Origin of the sequence: Marisediminitalea oceani, assembly GCF_003731635.1 — a bacterium.
GTDB classification, from domain to species: domain Bacteria; phylum Pseudomonadota; class Gammaproteobacteria; order Enterobacterales; family Alteromonadaceae; genus Alteromonas; species Alteromonas oceani.
Genome location: NZ_RCUA01000071.1, coordinates 67,576 through 88,373 on the forward strand (window position 1 = coordinate 67,576; position 20,798 = coordinate 88,373).

Sequence of the window (20,798 nt, forward strand, 5' to 3'; positions counted from 1 at the left end):
ACAGATGAGCAGATATTTGCACCTGGCCACGCGGCTAAAAGAACACATTCAGATGGGCTACTTTGCATCAGGCGATAAACTGCCGTCTGTTCGTCAACTTGCCAATGAGCACGGCGTTAGCATTTCCACCGTACAGGAAGCCTACCGGGTGCTGGAGCAGGAAGGTCTGGTTACCGCTAAGGCAAAGTCGGGCTATTTTGTTGCAAAGGCTAAAGAACGCATTGCGCGGCCAAGGGAGTCTAAACCACCGCAGCGGCCCATGGACGTATCGCTCTGGGAAGATGTGCTGGCCATGCTGATGGGCCATGGTGTAGAGGCCAGTTGTGAGTTTCAGCATGCCATGCCGGATATGAGTTCATCGACTCTGAAACCGCTACTGAAAAATATCTACGAACTTAACCGCCACCGTCCGCAGGATGGCATGTCTTATGGGCATGTACAGGGCGAACTCGGACTTCGTGAGCAACTGGTGCGGCTTACCGCCACCACCGGATGCCAGCTCGATGCAGAAGACTTCGTAGTCACCTCTGGCTGTCAGGAAGCACTGTCAGTTTGCTTAAGGGCGGTAGCACAAAGCGGCGATGTGATAGCGGTAGAGTCTCCGGGGTTTTATGGTGCCATGCAGGCCATCAAAGCAGCTAACTTAAAAGCGCTTGAAATCCCCACTGATTCTCGTGACGGTATGAGTATAGAGGCGCTCAGGCTGGCCATGGATCAATGGCCGGTTAAAGCTATCTTAGTTACGCCAACGGTGAATAATCCTCAGGGCTACGTGATGCCTCTGGCTAAAAAGCAGGCGCTGTATCAACTGGCGCGGGAATACGATATAGCGATAATCGAAGATGATATTTACGGTGATATTGCCTTTGAATACCCGCGTCCCAAAACCATTAAATCATTTGATGAAGATGGCCGGGTATTGCTGTGCTCTTCGTTTTCGAAAACCCTGGCGCCGGGTTTCAGAGTTGGCTGGATCGCGCCGGGGCGCTATCGGGACAAAGTGACCCACATTAAATATGTCAGTAGCTCCATGTGCCCAACGTTGCCGCAACTGGCGATTGGTAATTTTATTCGCCAAGGCGGTTACTAACGGCATTTACGGGCGATGCGCCAGTCTTACCGCAAAGCCAGGGATGTGATGCTCAAGGGCATCGAGGCGCACTTTCCGGAAAACACCCGGGTAAGCTTTCCGGAAGGGGGCTTTATTTTGTGGGTTGAGTTGCCCGAGGGCTATGATGCGACACGCCTGGCAGAGCAGGCCAAACAACGGGGGATAATCCTGGCTCCCGGGCAGATGTTTTCCGCCACCGGCAAGTACCGTAACTGCTTGCGGTTTAATTATATTGATCGCGACCAGGCAACCCGCGAGCGAAGTATGGCGGTATTGGGCGAGCTACTAATGGATATGGCGCCAGCCAGTGTAGCAATGGCTTAGTGGCGCCCATACCAGCGTTTGGTGCGCTGGCAGTATTGGCTGAATTCATCACCGAACAGCTCAAGCATAAAGCGCTCTTCAGGGACGATTTGAAACCGTTGTAAGTAGGCCATGGTGATCAGCGCGAACACCAACCCGCTGGCATCGCGAACAATAAATGCTGCCCCTGCCACGCCAACAACCAGGCCCAGATACATGGGATTACGGGTATAGGCAAAAATGCCGCCATCCACCAGACGACTAGCATTTTGCGGTCGGTGAGGATTCACGGTGGTCCGCTGCTGCCTGAACGCCACAACGCCGGCTACTCCAATTAACCCGCCAGCCACAAACAACACAAAACCGAAGGGGCGCAAAGGGTGGGGCAGTGGCATCACATTAAGAGTGGCGCAATACCAGGTGAGGGCCAGCGCAGCAACAAATACAATAACCGGCGGTATTTTAAGTTCAAGGTTGTTTAACATCGCTATCGTCCACCACGGGATTCATTTTTGCCGCTTTCTTTTGTTGCTGTTTCTCAATCAGCTGCGATTTCCAGCGCTGCTGCGAAACATGCCCTTTGATGGCTTCAATACATTCATTCACCACCAGTAAAAATTCTTTATCCAGATTTTGTTCTTCCGGCGTAAAGTCTTTCAGGCCGGAGCTGACAAACTCCTCAATGTCTCTGGCTTCAAGGTCGGTAAGCAGGTTAACAACAGAGGCTGTTACGATGTCTGTTACCGCGCTTTCCAGAGTACTTTCAATGGTGCGGCCAACTACGGGAACATAAGACAACGTAGATACCTGGGCGTTTTCACGCACGGCTTTACCGACACTATCTTTCACGTGCCGCCGGATAACATCACCATGTTTACTGTCGTTAATAGACTGCCCAAGGTGATTAACGATGTTGGACATCCAGGAGCTTATTACCGGTCGTCTCGGCGCTAATACGTTTTGGGTGATATCGTCGATGAGCGGCGAGCCGGCGGCAATATCCTGTTGCGCATCAGTAAGTACCTTAACTACAATCCGATCGCTTAACTCTTCCACGAATACATCGTAATAAAACGAAAAGAAGCGGTAGATACCGGTGTCGTTGAGGTCGATGATTTTATTCTTGTGCAATCTGTACAGAATGGAAAATATCCGCAAAAAGCGGAATATCCGGGTTCCGCCTAAGGGAATACAGCCAACTAAATCGTACCAGCGTAAGAACGGGAAAAAGTACCAGCGCAGGTACTCTTCGGTCTTAATGGCAACAATCCAGCGAACGAAAAACTCGGTTAAGAAAATGGTGATAAACACCAGATCGACCAGAATGAAATTTTTGTGGATGGGGTCGTAGAAGTTAACAAATGCCGGCGACCAGGCATTCAGGCTATCGCGAATAAAGGCGGTGTTGTACAGTCCATCAAACAGTAAAAACAGCAGGTTCAGCAGCAACAGGCCCAACATAATAATGTCGAGCAGTAGCCAGGGGCCCTCGTGGCTGTTGCGTAGGTTTTCCCGGTTTATCCTAAACATGGGCCCTCTGTATAGTTGGCGATTATCCTAAATTGCGTAACCGTGTTACATCCACGTGCAGGGTGAGTTTTTGCCCTGGTTGTAAGTATTTCTTGGGATTCAGGTTATTCCACTTGGTAATGTCGCTGGTGCGTAAATTAAATTTTTGTGCGATGCGTGCCAGTGAATCACCGCGTTTTACGGTGTAAGTGAGCGTGCGCATAATGGCATCGCGCTTTTGCTCATCGCTTGCTTCATCCACCCAGATCACCAGGGTTTTACCCGGCATAAGCGGATCAGTTGGCGCCATGCCGTTCCACTTCGCCAGCGAACGCGTACTTATTTTATATTTACGGCCAATATCCCAAAGTGTATCACCGGCGGCCACTTTATGCGTGAGCTGGTAGCTGCCACGTTTCTGATTTTGGGTAGACGCCAGGCGCTGATCCTGCGACAACGTGTAAGCATCCAGCTTCTTAAGCGCAACCGGCACCATCAGATGATCGCCGATACGGATCATATTATCCTGCATATCGTTAATACTTTTAATCACATCAACCGTGGTGTGGTATTCCTTGGCCAGCTTAAGCAGGCTATCGCCAGACTTTACTTTATGGCGAACCCAGTTGAGGCGTTCTTTGCGATCGACCTGCGCGAGCTGGTTAGTAAAGCCCTCGGCTTTATCCAACGGCAACACTAACCGATGCGGGCCATCAGGATCGGTAGCCCAGCGGTTATAACCAGGATTAAGCGCATGCAGTGATTTTAGCTCCATGCCCGCCAGTTCGGCGGCAAATGCCAGGTCCAGCTGTGAGCCGGTATCCACGGTGGCAATGACCGGCGCATTGTCGATTTCAGGCCAGCTGAATGCATAAGTGTCATGATTTTTTAAGATGTCTGCCAGTGCCAGTAGTTTGGGCACATAAGCGCGGGTTTCCCGCGGTAAATCAAGCGACCAGAAATCAGTAGGTTTACCGGCTTGTTTGTTACGCTTAATGGCTTTGCCTACACGGCCTTCGCCGCTGTTATAAGCGGCCAGCGCATGCAACCAGTTACCGTCGAACATCTTATTCAGGTAAGTCAGGTAATCCAGCGCTGCATCGGTGGAGGCAATTACGTCACGACGACCGTCGTACCACCAGGTTTGCTCTATACCAAACCGCTTTGCGGTACCGGGAATAAACTGCCACATACCCGCTGCACGGCCATGGGAATAGGCAAACGGATCAAAGGCACTTTCCACAATCGGCAGCAGCACCAGTTCCAGCGGCATCTCACGGGCTTCAATTTGTTGAATAATATAATACAGGAAAGGTCTGGCGCGTTTGGAAACCCGCTCCATATAAGCCGGGTGCTTGAGGTACCAGTCGCGCTGCACCGCTACGCGCTTGTTATCCGGGATTTCGAAGGCAAACTGATTACTGGCTCGTAACCACAGGTTTTCAATGACAACCGGTTCAACGGCTTCCTCAACCGGAGAAATATCTACCTCTACCTCTTCGGTAGGGTGCATTACTTCAATAACCCCTTCGTTGGCCAGTTCGCAGTCGGCCTGGTCGTTAATATCGGTATGGGCAATCTCGCAGGTTGAACGGTTGTCCTGCAGTTCTGTCTCGGCTTGCTCGGTTGTCTCAGTTAACTGGCAACCACTGAGCGAAGCAACAACAAAAAGATGAAGCGCAGACAACTTTAATTTCATTGAGAAACGAACCCTTAGATAATTCAACAGCATACCAGTGTACGCAAATTCGCGCCTCAATGCATCCCGTTGGAGCTAATACTATAGGCGACACCTGCGCCCAACCACTTTATCAACAGTCAGAAATTATCTTTCCATTGTCTCAGATGAGTAAAGACGGCTATTTCGTCGATAAGTTCCGCGTCTGACTGACTGGCAACGGATTTTTTTATGGTTGGTGAATCGCATCGCAGGAAAGGGTTTATATCCAGTTGCGTACTCAGCAGGGTGGGCAGGGTAGGTGTGTTTTGAGCACGGGTCTCTTTTACCCAGTTGTCATATGCCTGGAGAGCCTGATTATCTGGCTCGGCGGCCAGGGCAAAATTCACATTTGCCTGGGTATATTCGTGCGTACAGTAAATAACGGTAGACGCTGGCAGGCGTTTAATTTTGTTCAGTGAGCGATGCATCTGACCAGGTGTTCCCTCAAACAAACGGCCGCAACCGGCAGAAAACAGCGTATCACCACAAAACAGCGCGTTATGCCCCACAAACGCTATATGATCAAGCGTATGGCCAGGCAGTTCCAGTACATTAAACTCACAACCAATCAGCGATAGTTTTACTAAATCGCCCTGAGCAACGGATTTAGTAATACCACTAATGTGGCCGCCACGAGGGCCGATAACCGGTAAATCTTTTACCGTGCTGCTTAGTTTAGTGATACCACCGGTATGGTCGTGGTGATGGTGGGTAATCAGGATGGCTGCCAGAGCCAGGCCATTGTCTTTACAAAATGCCAGTACCGGGTCAGCATCACCCGGATCCACTACGACAGCATATTGCTCGTTGTGCAAACACCAAATATAGTTGTCGTTAAAGGCGGGGATCGGCGTAACAGAAAGATCCGCCGGAAAACTGTCGGTTGGCATAGTCCAGTCCGTAAGTTGTACATGGTTGTTCAGATACTATAAAGTTGTGTGGTCGCATGCAATACGTGCAAGCAGTTTATAACATCAGGCGTTTATGAAATCAGCGTTTCACCCCAAACCGTTACGATACCCGCAAAGCTGGTCTGAATTGCCGGGGGGCGATGAGCTTAAACAGGCTATCGAGGGTGTTTGTGATGATCTCAGCCAACGGGTGTTTGGTTATAACCTGGTCAAACTGGGCAATCTGAGTAGCGAAATAGAGCTGCCAGGTTGTGCCATTCGCAATCAGGTTGCACAAACTCAGGTAGCCACTGAAGCCAGCAGCCTGATTTCCTATTCAGATAATCTGCCCTACATCGAAAACAGTATTGATGGTTTTTTACTGGCCAACGAGCTCGATTTTGCCAGAGACCCTCATGAAATACTGCGAGAAGTTGATCGTACGATTACCGCCAATGGCTATGTGATTATTAGCGGGTTCAATCCGTACAGCCTTACCGGGCTCGCGCGTTTCCTACCCATTAAAAAAGGCAATATTTTGCATCAGGCCCGCTTTTTCTCCGCCGGGCGGATTAAAGACTGGTTGCAACTGCTCGGTTTTGAAATCTTTGAGCACCGGCATATTCTGTTTTCCATGCTATTTGCCAGCCACCACAAAGGTCAGCCAGCTGCTTGGCAACAGTGGTGCAGCCGATACTGTCCGTGGTGTTCATCGGTTTATGTACTAATGGCCCGCAAACGCACTCTTCCTATGACCACGGTTAAACCGAAGTGGAAAGTGAAACCACGCTTCTCTGCCGTAGGCGCGAGCATGCGCGATGCTGCGTCCAGAGTTACCCATTCTTCGAATCGCTGATTGGCCGACGTTTACTAGAAAAACAGCCCATCATCCCCGCGTGCTTTTGGGCGGGGACCTCCATAAAAGATTATTCAGGCTGAGTCAGTGCTATTGGGAGATCCCGGCTCGAGGGCCGGGATGACAGGAATAACCCCGTCATCCCCGCGTGCTATTGGGCGGGGATCTCCATAAAAGGTTATTTGAGCTGAGTCAGTGCTATTGGGAGATCCCGGCTCGGAGGCCGGGATGATTTTAGGACGTTAGCCTGGTTGAATTAGTCAGACTGTTTCGGAGATCCCGGATAAGGCCTTTGGCCTTTCCGGGATAAGAAAAAACAGTGGTTTTTTCTTACTTAACCCGCATGCCGGGTTGGGCGCCTTCGTGTGGCTCCAGAATGTAGAGGTCTTTACCACCCGGGCCGGCGGCTAGTACCATGCCCTCTGACATGCCGAAGCGCATCTTACGAGGCGCCAGGTTGGCTACCATTACCGTGTGCTTACCAATTAAATCTTCTGGTGCATAGGCAGATTTAATGCCGGCAAATACCTGACGGGTTTCGCCGCCCAGGTCCAGTTCCAAACGTAACAGTTTGTCGGCCTTTTCTACATGCTCAGCATTGGCTATGCGCGCAATGCGGAAGTCCACTTTAGCAAAGTCTTCAAAGGTGATTTCTTCGCTGATAGGATCTTTCGCCAGTGGGCTGTTTGGATCTAACTTCGGCTCGGCGGCCAGGCTTTCTTTTGAGTCTTCAACCATAGCGTTAATTTTATCCATCTCTACGCGCTGCATCATTGGCTTAAACTTATTAATTTCGTGGTTAGTGAGCACGGTTTGCGCACTGTCCCAGGTTAATTGGTCGTTTAAGAAGGCTTCGGCTTTTTCGGCCAGTACCGGCAGTACGGGTTTTAAGTAAGTCACCAGAATTCGGAACAGGTTAATTCCCAGTGAGCAAACGTCATGGGTAAACTGCTGCTTGTCTTCCTGCTTAATAGTTACCCACGGTGCGTTAGTATCGATAAACTGGTTAGCTTTATCTGCCAGCATCATGATTTCGCGCACAGCCTGGTGGTATTTACGTTTTTCGAACAGGCTAGCGATAGTTTCAGAAGCATCCTGGAACTGTTTAACCAGCTCTGGCTCCAGCACGGTTTCTGATAACTTGCCGTCGAAACGCTTGGTAATAAAGCTTGCACAACGGCTGGCAATATTTACCACCTTACCAACTAAGTCAGAATTGACCTTCTGAGCGAAATCTTCAAAGTTAAGGTCGATATCGGTTACGCCATCACCGAGCTTAGAAGCAAAGTAGTAACGCAGGTATTCAGGGTTCAGGTGGTCCAGGTAAGTACGGCCTTTAATAAAAGTACCGCGAGACTTAGACATTTTCGCACCGTTAACCGTAACGAAACCGTGAATGTTAACGCCGGTAGGTTTACGGAATCCCGCACCTTCCAGCATCGCCGGCCAGAACAGGCAGTGGAAGTAAGTAATGTCTTTACCAATAAAGTGGTACAGCTCGGCATCGGAATCGGCTTTCCAGAAACTGTCGAAATCTACGTTGTTACTGTCGCAGAAATTCTTAAAGCTGGCCATGTAGCCTACCGGTGCATCAACCCAAACATAGAAGAATTTATTCGGCGCGCCAGGAATTTCGAAACCAAAATACGGCGCATCGCGGCTGATATCCCACTGCTGTAAACCGTCTTCAAACCACTCTTGCAGTTTGTTGGCCATTTCTTCCTGAATCGCGCCTGAGCGGATCCACTCTTTTAACATACCTTCAAATTGCGGCAGGTCGAAGAAGAAGTGTTCAGATTCTTTCAGTACCGGCGTGGCACCAGACACAACACTACGTGGGTTTTTCACCTCGGTAGGGCTGTAGGTAGCGCCGCACACGTCACAGCTATCGCCGTTCTGGTCTTCTGCACCACAGCTTGGGCAGGTACCTTTTACAAAGCGATCCGGCAGGAACATATTCTTTTCCGGGTCGAACAGCTGGTTGATCGTGCGCTTGGAAATGTAACCGGCTTTATCCAGACGATTGTAAATTTCTTCACAGAACGCTTGGTTTTCCGGTGAATGGGTCACATAGTAATTGTTGTAATCAACAAAAAAGTCTGTGAGATCCTGATGGTGCTCAGCACGGGTCTTAGCCACCATTTCTTCCGGGGTGATGCCAAGCTCCTGAGCTTTGAGCATCACCGGCGTACCGTGTGCATCATCGGCACAAACGCTGTAACATTCATGACCGCGTAAACGCTGGAAACGGGTCCAGATATCGGTTTGAATATGTTCAAGCAAGTGACCTAAGTGAATAGATCCGTTGGCATAGGGTAACGCGCTGGTTACCAGAATTCGGCGCTTGCCGTTAGTCAGATGACTCTGTTCAGACATAGAATAATTCGTTCGGCTAATTGCTATTGGAAATGGCGCAAATACTAGCGGAAATGCGCTTTTTTTGCATTGTTTTTGTATGAGTTAATCTTATCTAACCGATAATATTGCAGGTATTGTATGTTTTTTTCGCGAAAGTCTTCCAAACCCTCGGCGTTGTTACAGTGCGCTGCTGATTATTTAAGCAACTATTTTGTGGTAGGTAAAGACGAGGTATTGCCGTGGTGTGAAGAGGAAGAAGGTACGCTTACCATTACATTTCCCTTTGCTAATCAAAGCCAGTGGCCGTTCATTGAGGCGGGCATTACAGAAGCGCTGAATAACAAAAAACTCAGTGCCGGGTTGAGTTTTAAAACCAGAATCCACAGCGGGCAAACCACCAAACCGCCGGTCACCAACATTCGCAATATTATTGCGGTTGCTTCGGGCAAGGGCGGGGTAGGTAAGTCGACCACCAGTATTAACATGGCCTTTGCGCTTATGCAGGAAGGCGCCAGAGTGGGTATTTTAGATGCCGACATTTATGGCCCATCGGTGCCTATCATGCTGGGAAATACCGGTGAACGCCCGGCAACCGCTGATAATAGGCACATGCAGCCATTACAGGCTCACGGCATGGTGGCAAACTCAATTGGCTATTTGGTGCCAGCAGAAGACGCAGCCATCTGGCGTGGACCCATGGCCAGTAAAGCGCTATCGCAAATTATTAATGAAACGCTGTGGCCAGTGCTGGATTATCTTATTGTGGATATGCCGCCGGGTACAGGGGATATTCAGCTCACCATGGCGCAACAGGTACCATTAACTGCAGCGGTGGTAGTAACAACGCCGCAGGACCTGGCCATTGCCGATGCCCAAAAAGGCATTGCTATGTTTAATAAGGTCAACATTCCGGTGCTCGGCCTGGTAGAAAATATGAGCTTTTACCAGTGCACAGAGTGTGGGCATAAAGAGTACGTTTTTGCTAAAGATGGCGGCAATTTATTAGCAGAACGCTACAATTTGCCGCTATTAGGGGCGCTGCCGCTGGACGTGCGTATTCGCGAACATGCCGGTTCCGGCGAGCCGTTATTAGTCAGTGAACCGGATAGTCCGCTTTCGGATGTTTATCGGGAAATGGCCCGGGCGGTATCATTTGAGCTAGCCACTACAGTGCCTGTGGCTGCTGATCAAGGCCGCAATATTAAAGGCGACCCCATAGCGTTTAACCCGCTAACCGACAGCTAAGTTGCAAAAATGTGTTGATAAGCGGCTAAAAGCGCTTAAAACACATTGCCTGTGGGGCGCTGCAGTCGCATAATAGCGCCCCGGTTAAGGCTTAGGAATACCCCGCAATGCGTTTATGTGATCGCGATATTTATCAGTACCTGCAAGACGGCAAAATCAAAATCGATCCGCAACCTGATTACGATCAGATAAGCGGCCTTACGGTGGACATTCGTCTGGGCAATAAATTTCGCGTATTCGAAGATCACGCAGCGCCATACATTGATTTAAGCGGGCCTAAATCTCAGGTTCAGGCAGCCCTTGAATCGGTAATGAGCGACGAAATTGAACTGCCGGAAGACAAAGCCTTTTTCCTCCACCCTAAAGAGCTGGCCCTGGCCATTACTCACGAATCGGTCACTTTGCCTGACAACATAGTAGGCTGGCTGGACGGTCGTTCTTCATTGGCTCGCCTTGGCCTGATGGTGCATGTTACCGCCCACCGCATCGATCCCGGCTGGTCAGGCAATATTGTGCTGGAGTTCTATAACAGCGGTAAGTTACCACTGGCGTTACGGCCCCTAATGAAAATAGGTGCGTTGAGTTTTGAAGTACTCAGCCAGCCGGCAGAAAAACCTTACAATGCCCGGATTGACGCTAAATACAAAGGGCAGGCGGGTGCGGTGGCTAGTCGTATTGATGCCGATGGCAAAGACGACGCTGAGTAACTTACTCCCCTCGCTTATTTTTTTAAAGTCCAACAAATACTTGTAAAATAATTGTTTAAAATTTACATCTAAAACTTTACTTAATCGATTAAGTTGCTATCTTATTGGGTATTAAAACCTGATAAGGAAGCAACTATGCGCCTGGCTACCGCTTTATATTTGTCTGCTCTCTCACTGCTGAGTTTTGCCTCTCAGGCAACTGACGTTTCGGTAACGTCACCAGACGGTGATATTACATTTACCTTCACCGATGAAAACGATTATGCCCAGTATAGCGTTGACTACAACGGTAAGCAGATCATGCGCCCGGCGCGGCTGGGTTTTGCTTTTGCTGAGGCTAAATCGATTTATCGTCATCTTGAAGTCAGTGAAGTAAGCCGCACCAGCGAGGATAACACCTGGGAGCAACCCTGGGGGGAACAACGTGTTATTCGCAACCACTACAATGAGCTGGTGGTTAAATTTACCGATAAGAATGATGCAGAGAATGCCTTTAACGTGCAGGTACGGGTATTTGATGACGGCATAGGCTTTCGTTATCACGTAAGCGCCGACGGGCAACGTGATATCACCCGTGAAATGACCGAGTTTTCGGTTATTGATTCGCATACGGCTACCGCTTACTGGATCCCGGGGCAGGGTTATGACCGTCAGGAATATTTGTATCGCGAAACCCGCTTGCAGGATGTTGGTAAAGCCAGCACACCGATGACGATTAAACTGGACGACGGCACGCACCTGGCTATTCACGAGGCCGCGCTGGTAGATTACGCTGGCATGAGCCTGGATAGACAAGCGCTGGGCCGCTTCGAAGCCGATCTAGCACCCCGTGCCGACGGCATCAAAGTGCGTAAACAAGGCAGTTTCACCACGCCATGGCGTACCGTACAGATAGCGCCGAGTGCGGCAGAGTTAATTAACTCCTATATCACCCTTAACCTTAACGAGCCCAATAAGCTGGGTGAAGTTGACTGGATTAATCCGGGTAAGTACATCGGTATCTGGTGGGGAATGCATATCCAGAAATACACCTGGGGCTCCGGTGATAAACACGGCGCTACCACAGAAAATACCCTGCGCTATATGGACTTTGCCGCGGAGCACGGCTTTGACGGCGTATTGGTAGAAGGCTGGAATGTTGGCTGGGATGGTGACTGGATCCAAAACTCAGAGTTGTTTTCGTTTACCGAGAGCTATCCGGATTTCGATATTCAAAAAGTCAGTGATCACGGCAAAAAAGTGGGCGTTAAGCTTATTGGCCACCATGAAACGTCCGGCGGGATCACCAACTACGAAGCACAGATGGAAGACGGTTTTGCGCTTTATCAGAAGATGGGTGTGGAGCAGATTAAAACCGGCTATGTAGCGCATGGCCAGAGCCTGAAAGTTACCGACGAGCAAGGCATTAAACGTCTGGAATATACCGACAGTCAGCCGCTGGTAAATCACTTTATTAAAAACATCACTACCGCTGCGAAATACGGTATTTCCATTAACACCCATGAATCCGTCAAAGACACGGGACTTCGCCGCACCTATCCAAACTGGATTGCCCGGGAGAGTGCTCGTGGTCAGGAATATAACTCAGGCTGGGCAGCGCCCAATACGCCTGAGCATGTGCCGATGCTGGCGTTTACCCGTATGCTTTCCGGACCGATGGACTTTACGCCAGGTATCTTCGACCTTGATTATCCGCCAATTAAAGGCGGAACCGAAGAACATGGCCGCGTGAAATACATGCGCCCGCAAAGCACTATTGCCAAACAGTTAGCCGAATATGTAGTGCTTTACAGCCCTATCCAGATGGCCGCTGATTTGCCGGAGAACTACGAAGCGCAGATGGCACCTTTCCAGTTTATTAAAGATGTTCCTACCGACTGGGAGCAGACTCAGGCGTTGCAGGGTGAAGTAGGTGACTATGTGGTAATTGCACGCCAGGAACGCAAAGCGAGACATTACAGTGGTAACGACTGGTATTTAGGGGCAATTACTAACGAAGATGCGCGGGATATCACTGTGCCGCTGAGTTTTCTTAAACCCGGTAAAACCTACGAAGCGCAAATTTACAAAGACGGCAAAAAAGCCGACTGGCAAACCAATCCCTATGATGTGGATATCAGTAAAAGAAAGGTCACCAGTAAAGATTCATTAACCTTGCACCTCGCTGCGGCAGGTGGTGCGGCTATAAGGTTTAAACAGCTGTAATACCGCAACATAATCCAGTGAGACCAAAGGCGCCAAATCCCCAACCTACGGCGCCTTTTTTATGTGCTCAGTTCGCACAATAAAACCAACAAAAGCATCTTTTCCGGGATAACGCTTCTTCTGCACTTTGGCAACTAAATCACAAATGTACTCAAGTGGTTATATAATACTCGTTTTAATCATGTAAAGATTTGTGTTCAATCTATTTTTTTGTTGAGAATATTTACTCACTTGCAAGGTCAATGATCTCTGCTAGCTTTATTACTTGATTAAAATTAAGTGATAACTAGCCATGAATGCAAAGCGAGCCGAAATATTAGTTGTTGAAAGTCCTGGGTCAGAACTGCACGGGATGGTGAAATCATTAGAGAACGAATTTTTTGTGGAGGAAGTTTCCAGTGGTCAAAGGGCGCTGGAAATCGTACGTGAAAAAGATAAATCCCCCTGTGTAGTGCTTATTGAAACCGCATTGGAAGATACCTCTGGTTACCAGGTGTGTGAGCAGCTAAAGCAGCAGCCCGGCGCCGAACATACTGACGTTATTTTAATGAATAATGAGGCGTCTTTATCAGATAAGCTTAAGGGCTATGATGCTGGCGCATCAGATTTTATTACCGGCAAGGCAGCGCCCGAAGAAGTGGTGCGCAAAATTAAACTGGCAGCCAGCAGAGACTGGCAACTCGAGCAGGCGGAAGCTGAAAAACAGGCAGCAATGGATACGGCGATGACTGCAATTGTGAACGCCGGAGAGCAAGCCAGTATCATTCACTTTATGCGCGAAAGTTTTAAGTGTGAGTCGGTTAATTCGCTGGCTCAGCTGATAGTTGAAACCGCCGCGGGGTTTGGCTTAAGTACGTCGGTACAAATTGAAACGCCAACCGGAACTGTCAGCGCTACCAGCAATGGCAATATTTCACCGCTCGAAACCCAGTTACTCACCACATTTCAGAAAGTTGGACGTATCCATCAGCGTGGTCAACGACTGATCCTCAGTTACGGCATGATTTCGCAACTGATAAAAAACATGCCGGTTGATGATGACGATAAGTGTGGCCGCTTTCGCGACCACTTTGCTGTAATCCTCGAAGGTGCAGTGAGTCGTCTGAAGGCGCTGTTTATCCTTCAGGAGCTGGATGAAGTGCTGGTCGAGACCAATGAGTCGCTGGCCAGCTTGTCCGATTTACAATCCCGTCAGAAGAAGAAAAACGTCGATATTATGGCCAGGATGCAAGAAGACATCCTGAATAATTTTTTCAACTACGGCCTGACTGAAGAGCAGGAAAAAGTGCTGCTTACCATAATCGAAGGCTATTCCGACGAAATATTCCGGGTTTACGAAGAGGGGATGACCACAGACTCAAAACTTTCCAGTATTGCCCAACGCATTCAGCAAGCAACGCAACAAAACTCGTAATCTAACCGCTGTAACCAGGAGAAATGGAATGACCAAAACAGTTGTTATCGCCGACGATTCAGCCTCAGTGCGACAGATAGTAAGTATGGTATTGAAAACGAACGGGTTTACGGTGCTGGAAGGCGAAAACGGCGAACAGGCGTTAAAGCATCTTGATGGTAAAAAGGTCAACCTTATTATAAGCGACGTTAACATGCCGGTGATGGATGGCCTGACCTTTGTGAAAGAAGTCAGAAAGATAGAAGCGTATCAGTTTACGCCGATTTTAATGCTAACCACCGAAACCGATGAGAATTTAAAAGCCCAGGCTAAGGAGCAGGGCGTGCGCGCCTGGCTGGTTAAACCGTTTCAACCGCCCTTGTTATTGAAGTGCATTGCGAAGCTGACTTAGGAGGTGCTTATGCCACTTGAGTTTAAAGGCGAACCTATAAATACCATTGTGTTGCCTGAATCGGTGACTATTTTTGAGGTGAAAGCTATCCATGAAGCACTGCTCAGCGTTGCATCGAATTCACTGCTCACACTGGATTTGGCAAATACCGCTGAAGTCGATGCTGCGGGTATGCAACTGATTTTAGCCTTTGTGCAGCAGCAAGAAAAATCAGCTAATCCCGTACAACTTATAAATGTAAGTGATGAACTGCAAGCCACGTTGATGTTATTGGGAGCCGAGTTAGGCAAGTCTAATCAGAACGCCGGGGTAGCATTGTGATTGCGCCACTGGAGACATTTCAAATTGAGGCCAGAGAACACCTGGTGAACCTCGAGGCAGCATTGCTGGAACTGGAAGAGCAGCCGGAGGAAAGCGAAGCCATTGATACTGCCTTTAGGGCTATTCATACCATTAAAGGTGCCGCTGGTATGTTTGGTTTTCAGCAGCTTACTGACTTTGCCCATCACCTCGAAACGGCTCTGGATAAACTCCGTCAGGGTAAACTGGACGTGAGTAAAACGTTTATCGAAATCTTTTTAGATGCCGGTGACTTAATGGCTGAGATGCTGGAAGACACCGAATTCAGTGCCGGGCAAACCATCAGTAGCGAAAAGTTGCTTGAGCGGCTTTACCAGATTGCGCCCGAAGATGACCCTCGTAAAAGCCTTATCCAGGCTCCCGAAGTGCAGGGTGAACCGGCCTCGGAAGAAGCTATTTACCGGGTGCGTTTCAAACCTGACCGGGACAGTTTTAAAAATGGTTTCGATGCAATGCCAGTGCTACGCGAACTAACCAGCTTAGGCACCGCCGAGGTGATCTGTAAGCACGAAAACCTCCCCGCATTTAATCAGCTCGAGCCTCAGGCCAGTTACCTGAGTTGGGAATTATTGCTGGTGACTGAGGCATCGAAAGATACGTTGATGGACGCCTTTATGTTTGTGGCGGATGAATGGCAAATCCAGGTTGATGAAATAGATATTCACGATACCGATGAAGATGCCGACAAGCTGGGCGAGCTACTGGTTGCCCGGGGCAATGTGGCAAAACAAGCACTGGATGAAGCACTTGGCGAGAAGCCAGCTATCGGTTCATTGCTCAAAGAACAGGGCGTGGTGCAGGAAGAAGAGGTGAAAGCCGCTCTGAAAGAGCAGCAACTCACCCGTAAAGTAAAAGCCAAAAAACAGGCAGGTAAGTCGCAGGCAACCGTGCGGGTACCGGCGGAAAAGCTCGATTCTCTGATGAACCTGGTAGGTGAACTGGTAATAGTGCAGGCCCGGCTGAATCAGGTATCTGATGCAGTGAATAACGATGACATTGAAGGAATTGCCGAAGAGCTGGAATTGCTTACCACGCAAATGCGCGATGAAACATTTGGTATTCGTATGATGCCCATCGGCAGTACCTTTGGCCGCTTTCGCCGCTTAGTTCGCGATCTTTCCTCAGAGCTGGGCAAATCTATCCAGCTCGACACTCAGGGCGCAGATACCGAGCTGGATAAGGTGGTTCTTGATAAACTCGCCGACCCGCTGATTCACCTTATACGCAACAGTATCGACCACGGCATAGAACCCACCGAAGACAGATTGGCTCTGGGCAAAACGCCCACCGGCAATATTTTACTGTCAGCCAGTCATGCCGACTCTCAGGTTGTGATCACCATTAAAGATGACGGTCGGGGCTTAAACAAAGACAAAATCAAAGCCAAAGCAATAGAAAAGCAACTGATCACCAGCAAAGACCAGCTCACCGATGAGCAAATTCATCAGCTTATTTTTGAGCCGGGTTTTTCCACCGCGGCGAAAGTGTCTGACATCTCCGGGCGTGGCGTAGGTATGGACGTGGTGAAGCGTTCGATTATGGAGCTTGGCGGCAAGCTGTCGATTGACTCTGCCGTAGGTGAAGGTACCGAACTCACTATTCGCCTGCCCATGACCCTGGCAATCATTGAAGGGTTAATGGTAGCGGTAGGGACCGAATATTACGTATTGCCGCTTAATAACGTAGAAGAATGCATTGAGCTTACCCAGAGTAACACCCATGCGAAAACCCGCCGCCGCATTGTTGAACTGCGGGGCCAGCAAATCCCTTATCTCAGTTTAAGGGAGTGGTTTGAGGTACCCGGTGATGAGCCGCCTATTCAGCAGGTGGTGATCACCCATTCAGGCAGCGAACGTTTTGGATTTTGTGTCGATGAGGTCGTCGGCCAGTACCAGACCGTGATTAAACGGTTAGGCAAACTCTACGAGGGGGTCAGTGGTTTCAGCGGTGCCACCATCTTAGGTGATGGCAGTGTAGCGATGATCCTCGACCCGGTAGCGCTGATAGACAGCGTATCCTCAAGCGAATTTGGTGAAAATACTACTCAACCTATAAGGATGCAGTCATGAATCGCATCAGCTTAAAAGCACTAATTATGTCAGCCTTTGTGATTTTACTGGTTGCTATGGCTACCACGAACTTTCTGGGCATTTCGGCGTTATCCGGCATGAACAGCCAGCTAAACAGCATAGTGGATGAATCGGCAGAAAAAGTAAAAATTGCCGCTCGTATCCGCCAGGATCTGCTGGCTATCAGCCGGGCCGAGAAAAACCTGATCCTGGCGCAAACCCAGGCCGATATGGATGGTTATGCTACTTATATCGACCAGACCGAGCAACAAATGCAAAGTAAGCGTCAGCAGTTACGGGATTTGGTTGATGTGACAGGTCAGCAGAAACTCGATGCCTTTGGTGAAGTATGGGCTCAGTATCAGCAAACTAATCGTCAGGTTCGGGATTTGGCGCGACTGAACTCCAATATCCGAGCTAAAACGCTTAGTCAGGGCGAAGCCCGAAATGCCTTCGACCGGGCTCAACTGGCGATTAACAGTATGGTAGAAATGCTCGATGAGCAGATCGCCAGTGCTAACTCTACCGCGGCGGTAAAATCGCTGGCGACAAAACAAAGACTGGCGGCACAGATCAGTCGCAATCTGGTAGAAATTCAGCGTGGTGAGAAAAACATCATACTGGCTACTACGCAGGATGATATGGATGGTTTTACCGACGCCATCGAAAATATCGAGGTAACCCTGACAGAGCAAATTCGCCAGTTTGCGTCATTGGCCAGCAACTCTGAGCAAAACGCCCTTAACCGTTTTCAACAGCAGTTTGAAACCTATTATGAGCTGCACAGCCAGGTACGGAATTTAAGCCGTGAGAACGGCAATGCCAGAGCCTTCGCCTTGTCTGCCTCCGACGGGCGAGCATTGCTGGACGAAGCAGAGGGTTTACTGGCTGACATTGTGAATGTAAACGATGCGGCGCTGGAAGCCGATAAAAACCTCAGCGATGCCTCCTATGTGTCGGCCAGAACGCAGTTGATTGTCGCGTTGGTTATCTCGTTTGTAGTTGCAGTGGCTATAGCGCTGACAGTTATCAAGAGGGTAAATATTGTAAGTAAAATTACCCAGCAAATTGGCGATGGCGACCTGACCGCCAGGTTCGACAATAACACGCCGGACTCCGACATATACGGCGTGCTGAGAAATATGAATAGCAACCTTAAATCCATTGTCGGAGAGGTAATTGAAGCTTCATCTAACGTAGCCGCAGGCAGCACTCAATCCAGCGCAACCGGCCAGCAGATAGCGCAGGGGGCCACTGAGCAGGCCGCCTCTCTGGAAGAAATTTCGTCTTCAATGGAGGAAATGGCGTCGAACATCGCTCATTCTGCAGATAACGCCCAGCAAACAGAGCAAATTGCCCGTAAAGCCTCAACCGATGCCGAGCAAACTGGCGCTGCCGTTAATGAGGCGGTTGAGGCGATGAAAGACATTGCCGATAAAATTGGCATTATTGAAGAAATCTCCCGCCAAACCAATTTGTTAGCGCTTAATGCTGCGATTGAAGCCGCCCGGGCCGGTGAGCACGGTAAAGGATTTACCGTGGTAGCGGCTGAAGTACGTAAATTAGCTGAACGCAGCCAGAAAGCGGCTGCTGAAATCGTTACCCGCGCGAAAGGCAGTTTAGAAGTATCAGAGCAAGCTGGCACTATGCTATCGCAACTGGTGCCAGACATTCAGCGAACCTCTGATTTAGTGCAGGAAATCAGTGCCTCGTCCCGCGAACAGGACTCGGGTGCCACCGAAATCAATAAAGCTCTGCAACAGCTTGACCAAACCGTGCAGCAATCCGCGGCTGCAGCAGAAGAAATGGCTTCCACCAGTGAAGAGCTGTCGGCGCAAGCCGATCAACTCAATGCCACCATCTTATACTTCAAACTGGATAAGCAGGGCGGTACTCGCAATGCTGGCAGCAGTTCTGGCGGTAGCAACAGCAATCCGCCATCACGCAATAAACGGCAAAGCAGTGTGGCTAAAATGCCCGAGGCCACCAGTGGTGGTGTAGATATCGATTTAAGCGATGATAAAACCGAGTTTGTACGCTACTAACAGAGGTGATTATGAGTGAGCAAACCATAGCGGAGACCGAGTTAGCCCAAGATGAAGAACAGTCATCGCATGTCAGTGTACAGGTACTGACATTTTTACTTGATGACGAAGTGTACGGTGTGGACATCAGGCAAATTCAGGAAGTACTGGAGTATCGTAAGGTTACCCGAGTGCCGAGAAGTCAGCCATTTTTACTGGGGGTTATTAATTTACGTGGCAAGGTAGTACCGGTACTGGATTTACGTCGGTTATTCGATATGACCCTAGCCGAGATCACGGTAAACACCTGCATTGTGATTATCGACATTCTATTGGATGGAGAAAAAGTTTCTATCGGCATATTAACCGACGCAGTTCGGGAAGTGGTGGAATTACCCGTCAGCGAGATCAGTGCGCCGCCACGCATTGGCAGTCGTGTGAACAACCGGTTTATTAATGGCATGGGTAAACACGAGGGGGACTTTATTGTGATCCTGGATGTCCAGAAAGTGATGGCCGATGAAGAATTTAATGCCATGCTGGATGTGGTGAGTGATGAAGCGCTGGCAGATGAAGAGGGTGATAGCAGCGACAATTCGGGGCATGACTAAGCGGTGACGGCAATGATGTACGACAAGCTGCGCGAACCTGATCGCAAAAAAGTGGCCGAATTCGTTCAGGGAACGGCGGGGATCCAGTTACCGGTATCGAAAGTATCGCTAATGGAAACCCGCTTAAGAAAACGTCAGAAAGCGCTAGAGGTTGTTGATCTTTGTATGAAAAGCAGCCGGCATAGCAACGAGGTATAATTGTTTCGCCAAAAATAATTAACCGTAATGTTGCTATGCCAAGAACGATGTTAACAGATGATGCGTGGGAAATCCTAAAAGTACTGCTAAAGGAGAGTGGCAGAGTCTATAACAAATATGAGCACCGAAATACCCTGGAGGGCATACTTTACCGAATGCGTACCGGCATTCAGTGGCGGGATTTGCCATCTGAATTTGGTCTCTGGAATACGGTCTACCGACGATTTAATTTATGGTCGAAGAAAGGCATATTGCAAAAGTTATTTGAAAGCTTAGCCTCCGAGGGTGACCCAGAATGGTTGTTTCTTGATGGTAGTATAGTTAAAGCGCATCAGGATAGTAGCGGTGCAGCGGGTAAACAAGATGAGGCCATCGGAAAAAGTCGAGGTGGTAACTCAACGAAAATTCACCTTGCGGTAGATAGCGGTGGCCTGCCCGTTTATTTTGAACTATCCGGTGGTCAAGTGAACGACATCGTACATGCACAAAGTCTGATAATAAACTCCCCACAAGCCGATATTGTTTGTGCTGATAAAGGCTATGACAGTGAAGCTTTTAGAGCTTACGTAGAAGAAAGTGGAGCAGATGCCAATATTCCACGCAAACGAAATAACAAATTAGGTAATGACGATATGGACTGGTGCCTGTATCGATATAGGCATCTTGTTGAAAACGCGTTTTTGAGGATAAAAAGGTACCGGGCAATATCAACAAGATACGACAAGCTAGCTCGAAACTATAGCAGTACAGTCGCATTGGCATTCATGATGATGTGGCTACCAATGTACTGCTGAACAAATAATGTTCAAAGATCAACAGCCTCTAGG

Annotated in this window: 17 protein-coding genes and 1 pseudogene; 13 read left to right on the top strand and 5 right to left on the bottom strand. The window is 49.1% G+C overall.

Annotation, left to right across the window (positions count from 1 at the left end):
- Nucleotides 1–4: 4 nt before the first annotated feature.
- Nucleotides 5–1,435, top strand: a pseudogene (locus D9T21_RS18670) (aminotransferase-like domain-containing protein).
- Here the strand turns inward: D9T21_RS18670 and D9T21_RS18675 are convergent.
- From D9T21_RS18675 to gloB, 4 genes are all read right to left on the bottom strand, one after another.
- Entirely contained in the window at nucleotides 1,432–1,899 is a 468-nt protein-coding gene (locus tag D9T21_RS18675) for a methyltransferase family protein (RefSeq protein ID WP_123326725.1), read from the bottom strand. The pseudogene D9T21_RS18670 and the gene D9T21_RS18675 sit on opposite strands and share 4 nt — an antisense overlap.
- Nucleotides 1,883–2,944, bottom strand: a complete 1,062-nt coding sequence (locus D9T21_RS18680; protein WP_123326726.1) for an ion transporter — start codon at nucleotides 2,942–2,944, stop codon at nucleotides 1,883–1,885. The genes D9T21_RS18675 and D9T21_RS18680 overlap by 17 nt, the downstream gene beginning before the upstream one ends.
- A gap of 22 nt (nucleotides 2,945–2,966) precedes the next feature.
- Nucleotides 2,967–4,622 (bottom strand): lytic transglycosylase, encoded by a 1,656-nt coding sequence (locus D9T21_RS18685; RefSeq protein ID WP_123326727.1) that lies wholly within the window; start codon nucleotides 4,620–4,622, stop codon nucleotides 2,967–2,969.
- A gap of 119 nt (nucleotides 4,623–4,741) precedes the next feature.
- Nucleotides 4,742–5,533, bottom strand: coding sequence for a hydroxyacylglutathione hydrolase (gene gloB, locus D9T21_RS18690; RefSeq protein WP_123326728.1), 792 nt, complete (start codon nucleotides 5,531–5,533; stop codon nucleotides 4,742–4,744).
- Between the two features lie 94 nt (nucleotides 5,534–5,627).
- Between gloB and D9T21_RS18695 the strand changes: the two genes are divergently transcribed.
- The gene (locus tag D9T21_RS18695; RefSeq protein WP_123326729.1) at nucleotides 5,628–6,389 is read left to right on the top strand and encodes a class I SAM-dependent methyltransferase; all 762 of its coding nucleotides are present in this window, start codon (nucleotides 5,628–5,630) and stop codon (nucleotides 6,387–6,389) included.
- A gap of 330 nt (nucleotides 6,390–6,719) precedes the next feature.
- On the opposite strand, the gene metG is transcribed toward D9T21_RS18695, so the two are convergent.
- Nucleotides 6,720–8,765: a methionine--tRNA ligase gene (gene metG, locus D9T21_RS18700; RefSeq protein WP_123326730.1), complete on the bottom strand. Its 2,046-nt coding sequence runs from the start codon at nucleotides 8,763–8,765 to the stop codon at nucleotides 6,720–6,722.
- Nucleotides 8,766–8,885: 120 nt separating this feature from the next.
- Between metG and apbC the strand changes: the two genes are divergently transcribed.
- The 11 genes from apbC (at nucleotide 8,886) to D9T21_RS18755 (ending at nucleotide 20,765) form a co-directional block, all read left to right on the top strand.
- Nucleotides 8,886–9,992, top strand: a complete 1,107-nt coding sequence (apbC, locus tag D9T21_RS18705) for an iron-sulfur cluster carrier protein ApbC (protein ID WP_123326731.1) — start codon at nucleotides 8,886–8,888, stop codon at nucleotides 9,990–9,992.
- Between the two features lie 107 nt (nucleotides 9,993–10,099).
- Entirely contained in the window at nucleotides 10,100–10,699 is a 600-nt protein-coding gene (dcd, locus tag D9T21_RS18710) for a dCTP deaminase (protein WP_123326732.1), read from the top strand.
- A gap of 135 nt (nucleotides 10,700–10,834) precedes the next feature.
- Nucleotides 10,835–12,904: a glycoside hydrolase family 97 protein gene (locus D9T21_RS18715; RefSeq protein ID WP_123326733.1), complete on the top strand. Its 2,070-nt coding sequence runs from the start codon at nucleotides 10,835–10,837 to the stop codon at nucleotides 12,902–12,904.
- Nucleotides 12,905–13,196: 292 nt separating this feature from the next.
- The gene (locus tag D9T21_RS18720; protein ID WP_123326734.1) at nucleotides 13,197–14,318 is read left to right on the top strand and encodes a response regulator; all 1,122 of its coding nucleotides are present in this window, start codon (nucleotides 13,197–13,199) and stop codon (nucleotides 14,316–14,318) included.
- A gap of 28 nt (nucleotides 14,319–14,346) precedes the next feature.
- Nucleotides 14,347–14,709: a response regulator gene (locus tag D9T21_RS18725; protein ID WP_123326735.1), complete on the top strand. Its 363-nt coding sequence runs from the start codon at nucleotides 14,347–14,349 to the stop codon at nucleotides 14,707–14,709.
- A gap of 9 nt (nucleotides 14,710–14,718) precedes the next feature.
- Nucleotides 14,719–15,030: an STAS domain-containing protein gene (locus D9T21_RS18730; protein WP_123326736.1), complete on the top strand. Its 312-nt coding sequence runs from the start codon at nucleotides 14,719–14,721 to the stop codon at nucleotides 15,028–15,030.
- Complete coding sequence (locus D9T21_RS18735) at nucleotides 15,027–17,138, top strand: chemotaxis protein CheA (protein WP_123326737.1); 2,112 nt, start codon at nucleotides 15,027–15,029, stop codon at nucleotides 17,136–17,138. Before D9T21_RS18730 ends, D9T21_RS18735 begins: the two co-directional genes overlap by 4 nt.
- Nucleotides 17,135–19,183, top strand: coding sequence for a HAMP domain-containing methyl-accepting chemotaxis protein (locus D9T21_RS18740; RefSeq protein WP_123326738.1), 2,049 nt, complete (start codon nucleotides 17,135–17,137; stop codon nucleotides 19,181–19,183). Before D9T21_RS18735 ends, D9T21_RS18740 begins: the two co-directional genes overlap by 4 nt.
- 11 nt (nucleotides 19,184–19,194) lie before the next feature.
- Nucleotides 19,195–19,773 (top strand): chemotaxis protein CheW, encoded by a 579-nt coding sequence (locus D9T21_RS18745; RefSeq protein WP_123326739.1) that lies wholly within the window; start codon nucleotides 19,195–19,197, stop codon nucleotides 19,771–19,773.
- Between the two features lie 12 nt (nucleotides 19,774–19,785).
- Nucleotides 19,786–19,971 carry a hypothetical protein gene (locus D9T21_RS18750; protein ID WP_123326740.1) on the top strand — a complete coding sequence of 62 codons (186 nt, stop codon included), beginning with the start codon at nucleotides 19,786–19,788 and terminating at the stop codon, nucleotides 19,969–19,971.
- Between the two features lie 35 nt (nucleotides 19,972–20,006).
- Nucleotides 20,007–20,765 (top strand): IS5 family transposase, encoded by a 759-nt coding sequence (locus D9T21_RS18755; RefSeq protein ID WP_123325976.1) that lies wholly within the window; start codon nucleotides 20,007–20,009, stop codon nucleotides 20,763–20,765.
- Nucleotides 20,766–20,798: the final 33 nt, after the last annotated feature.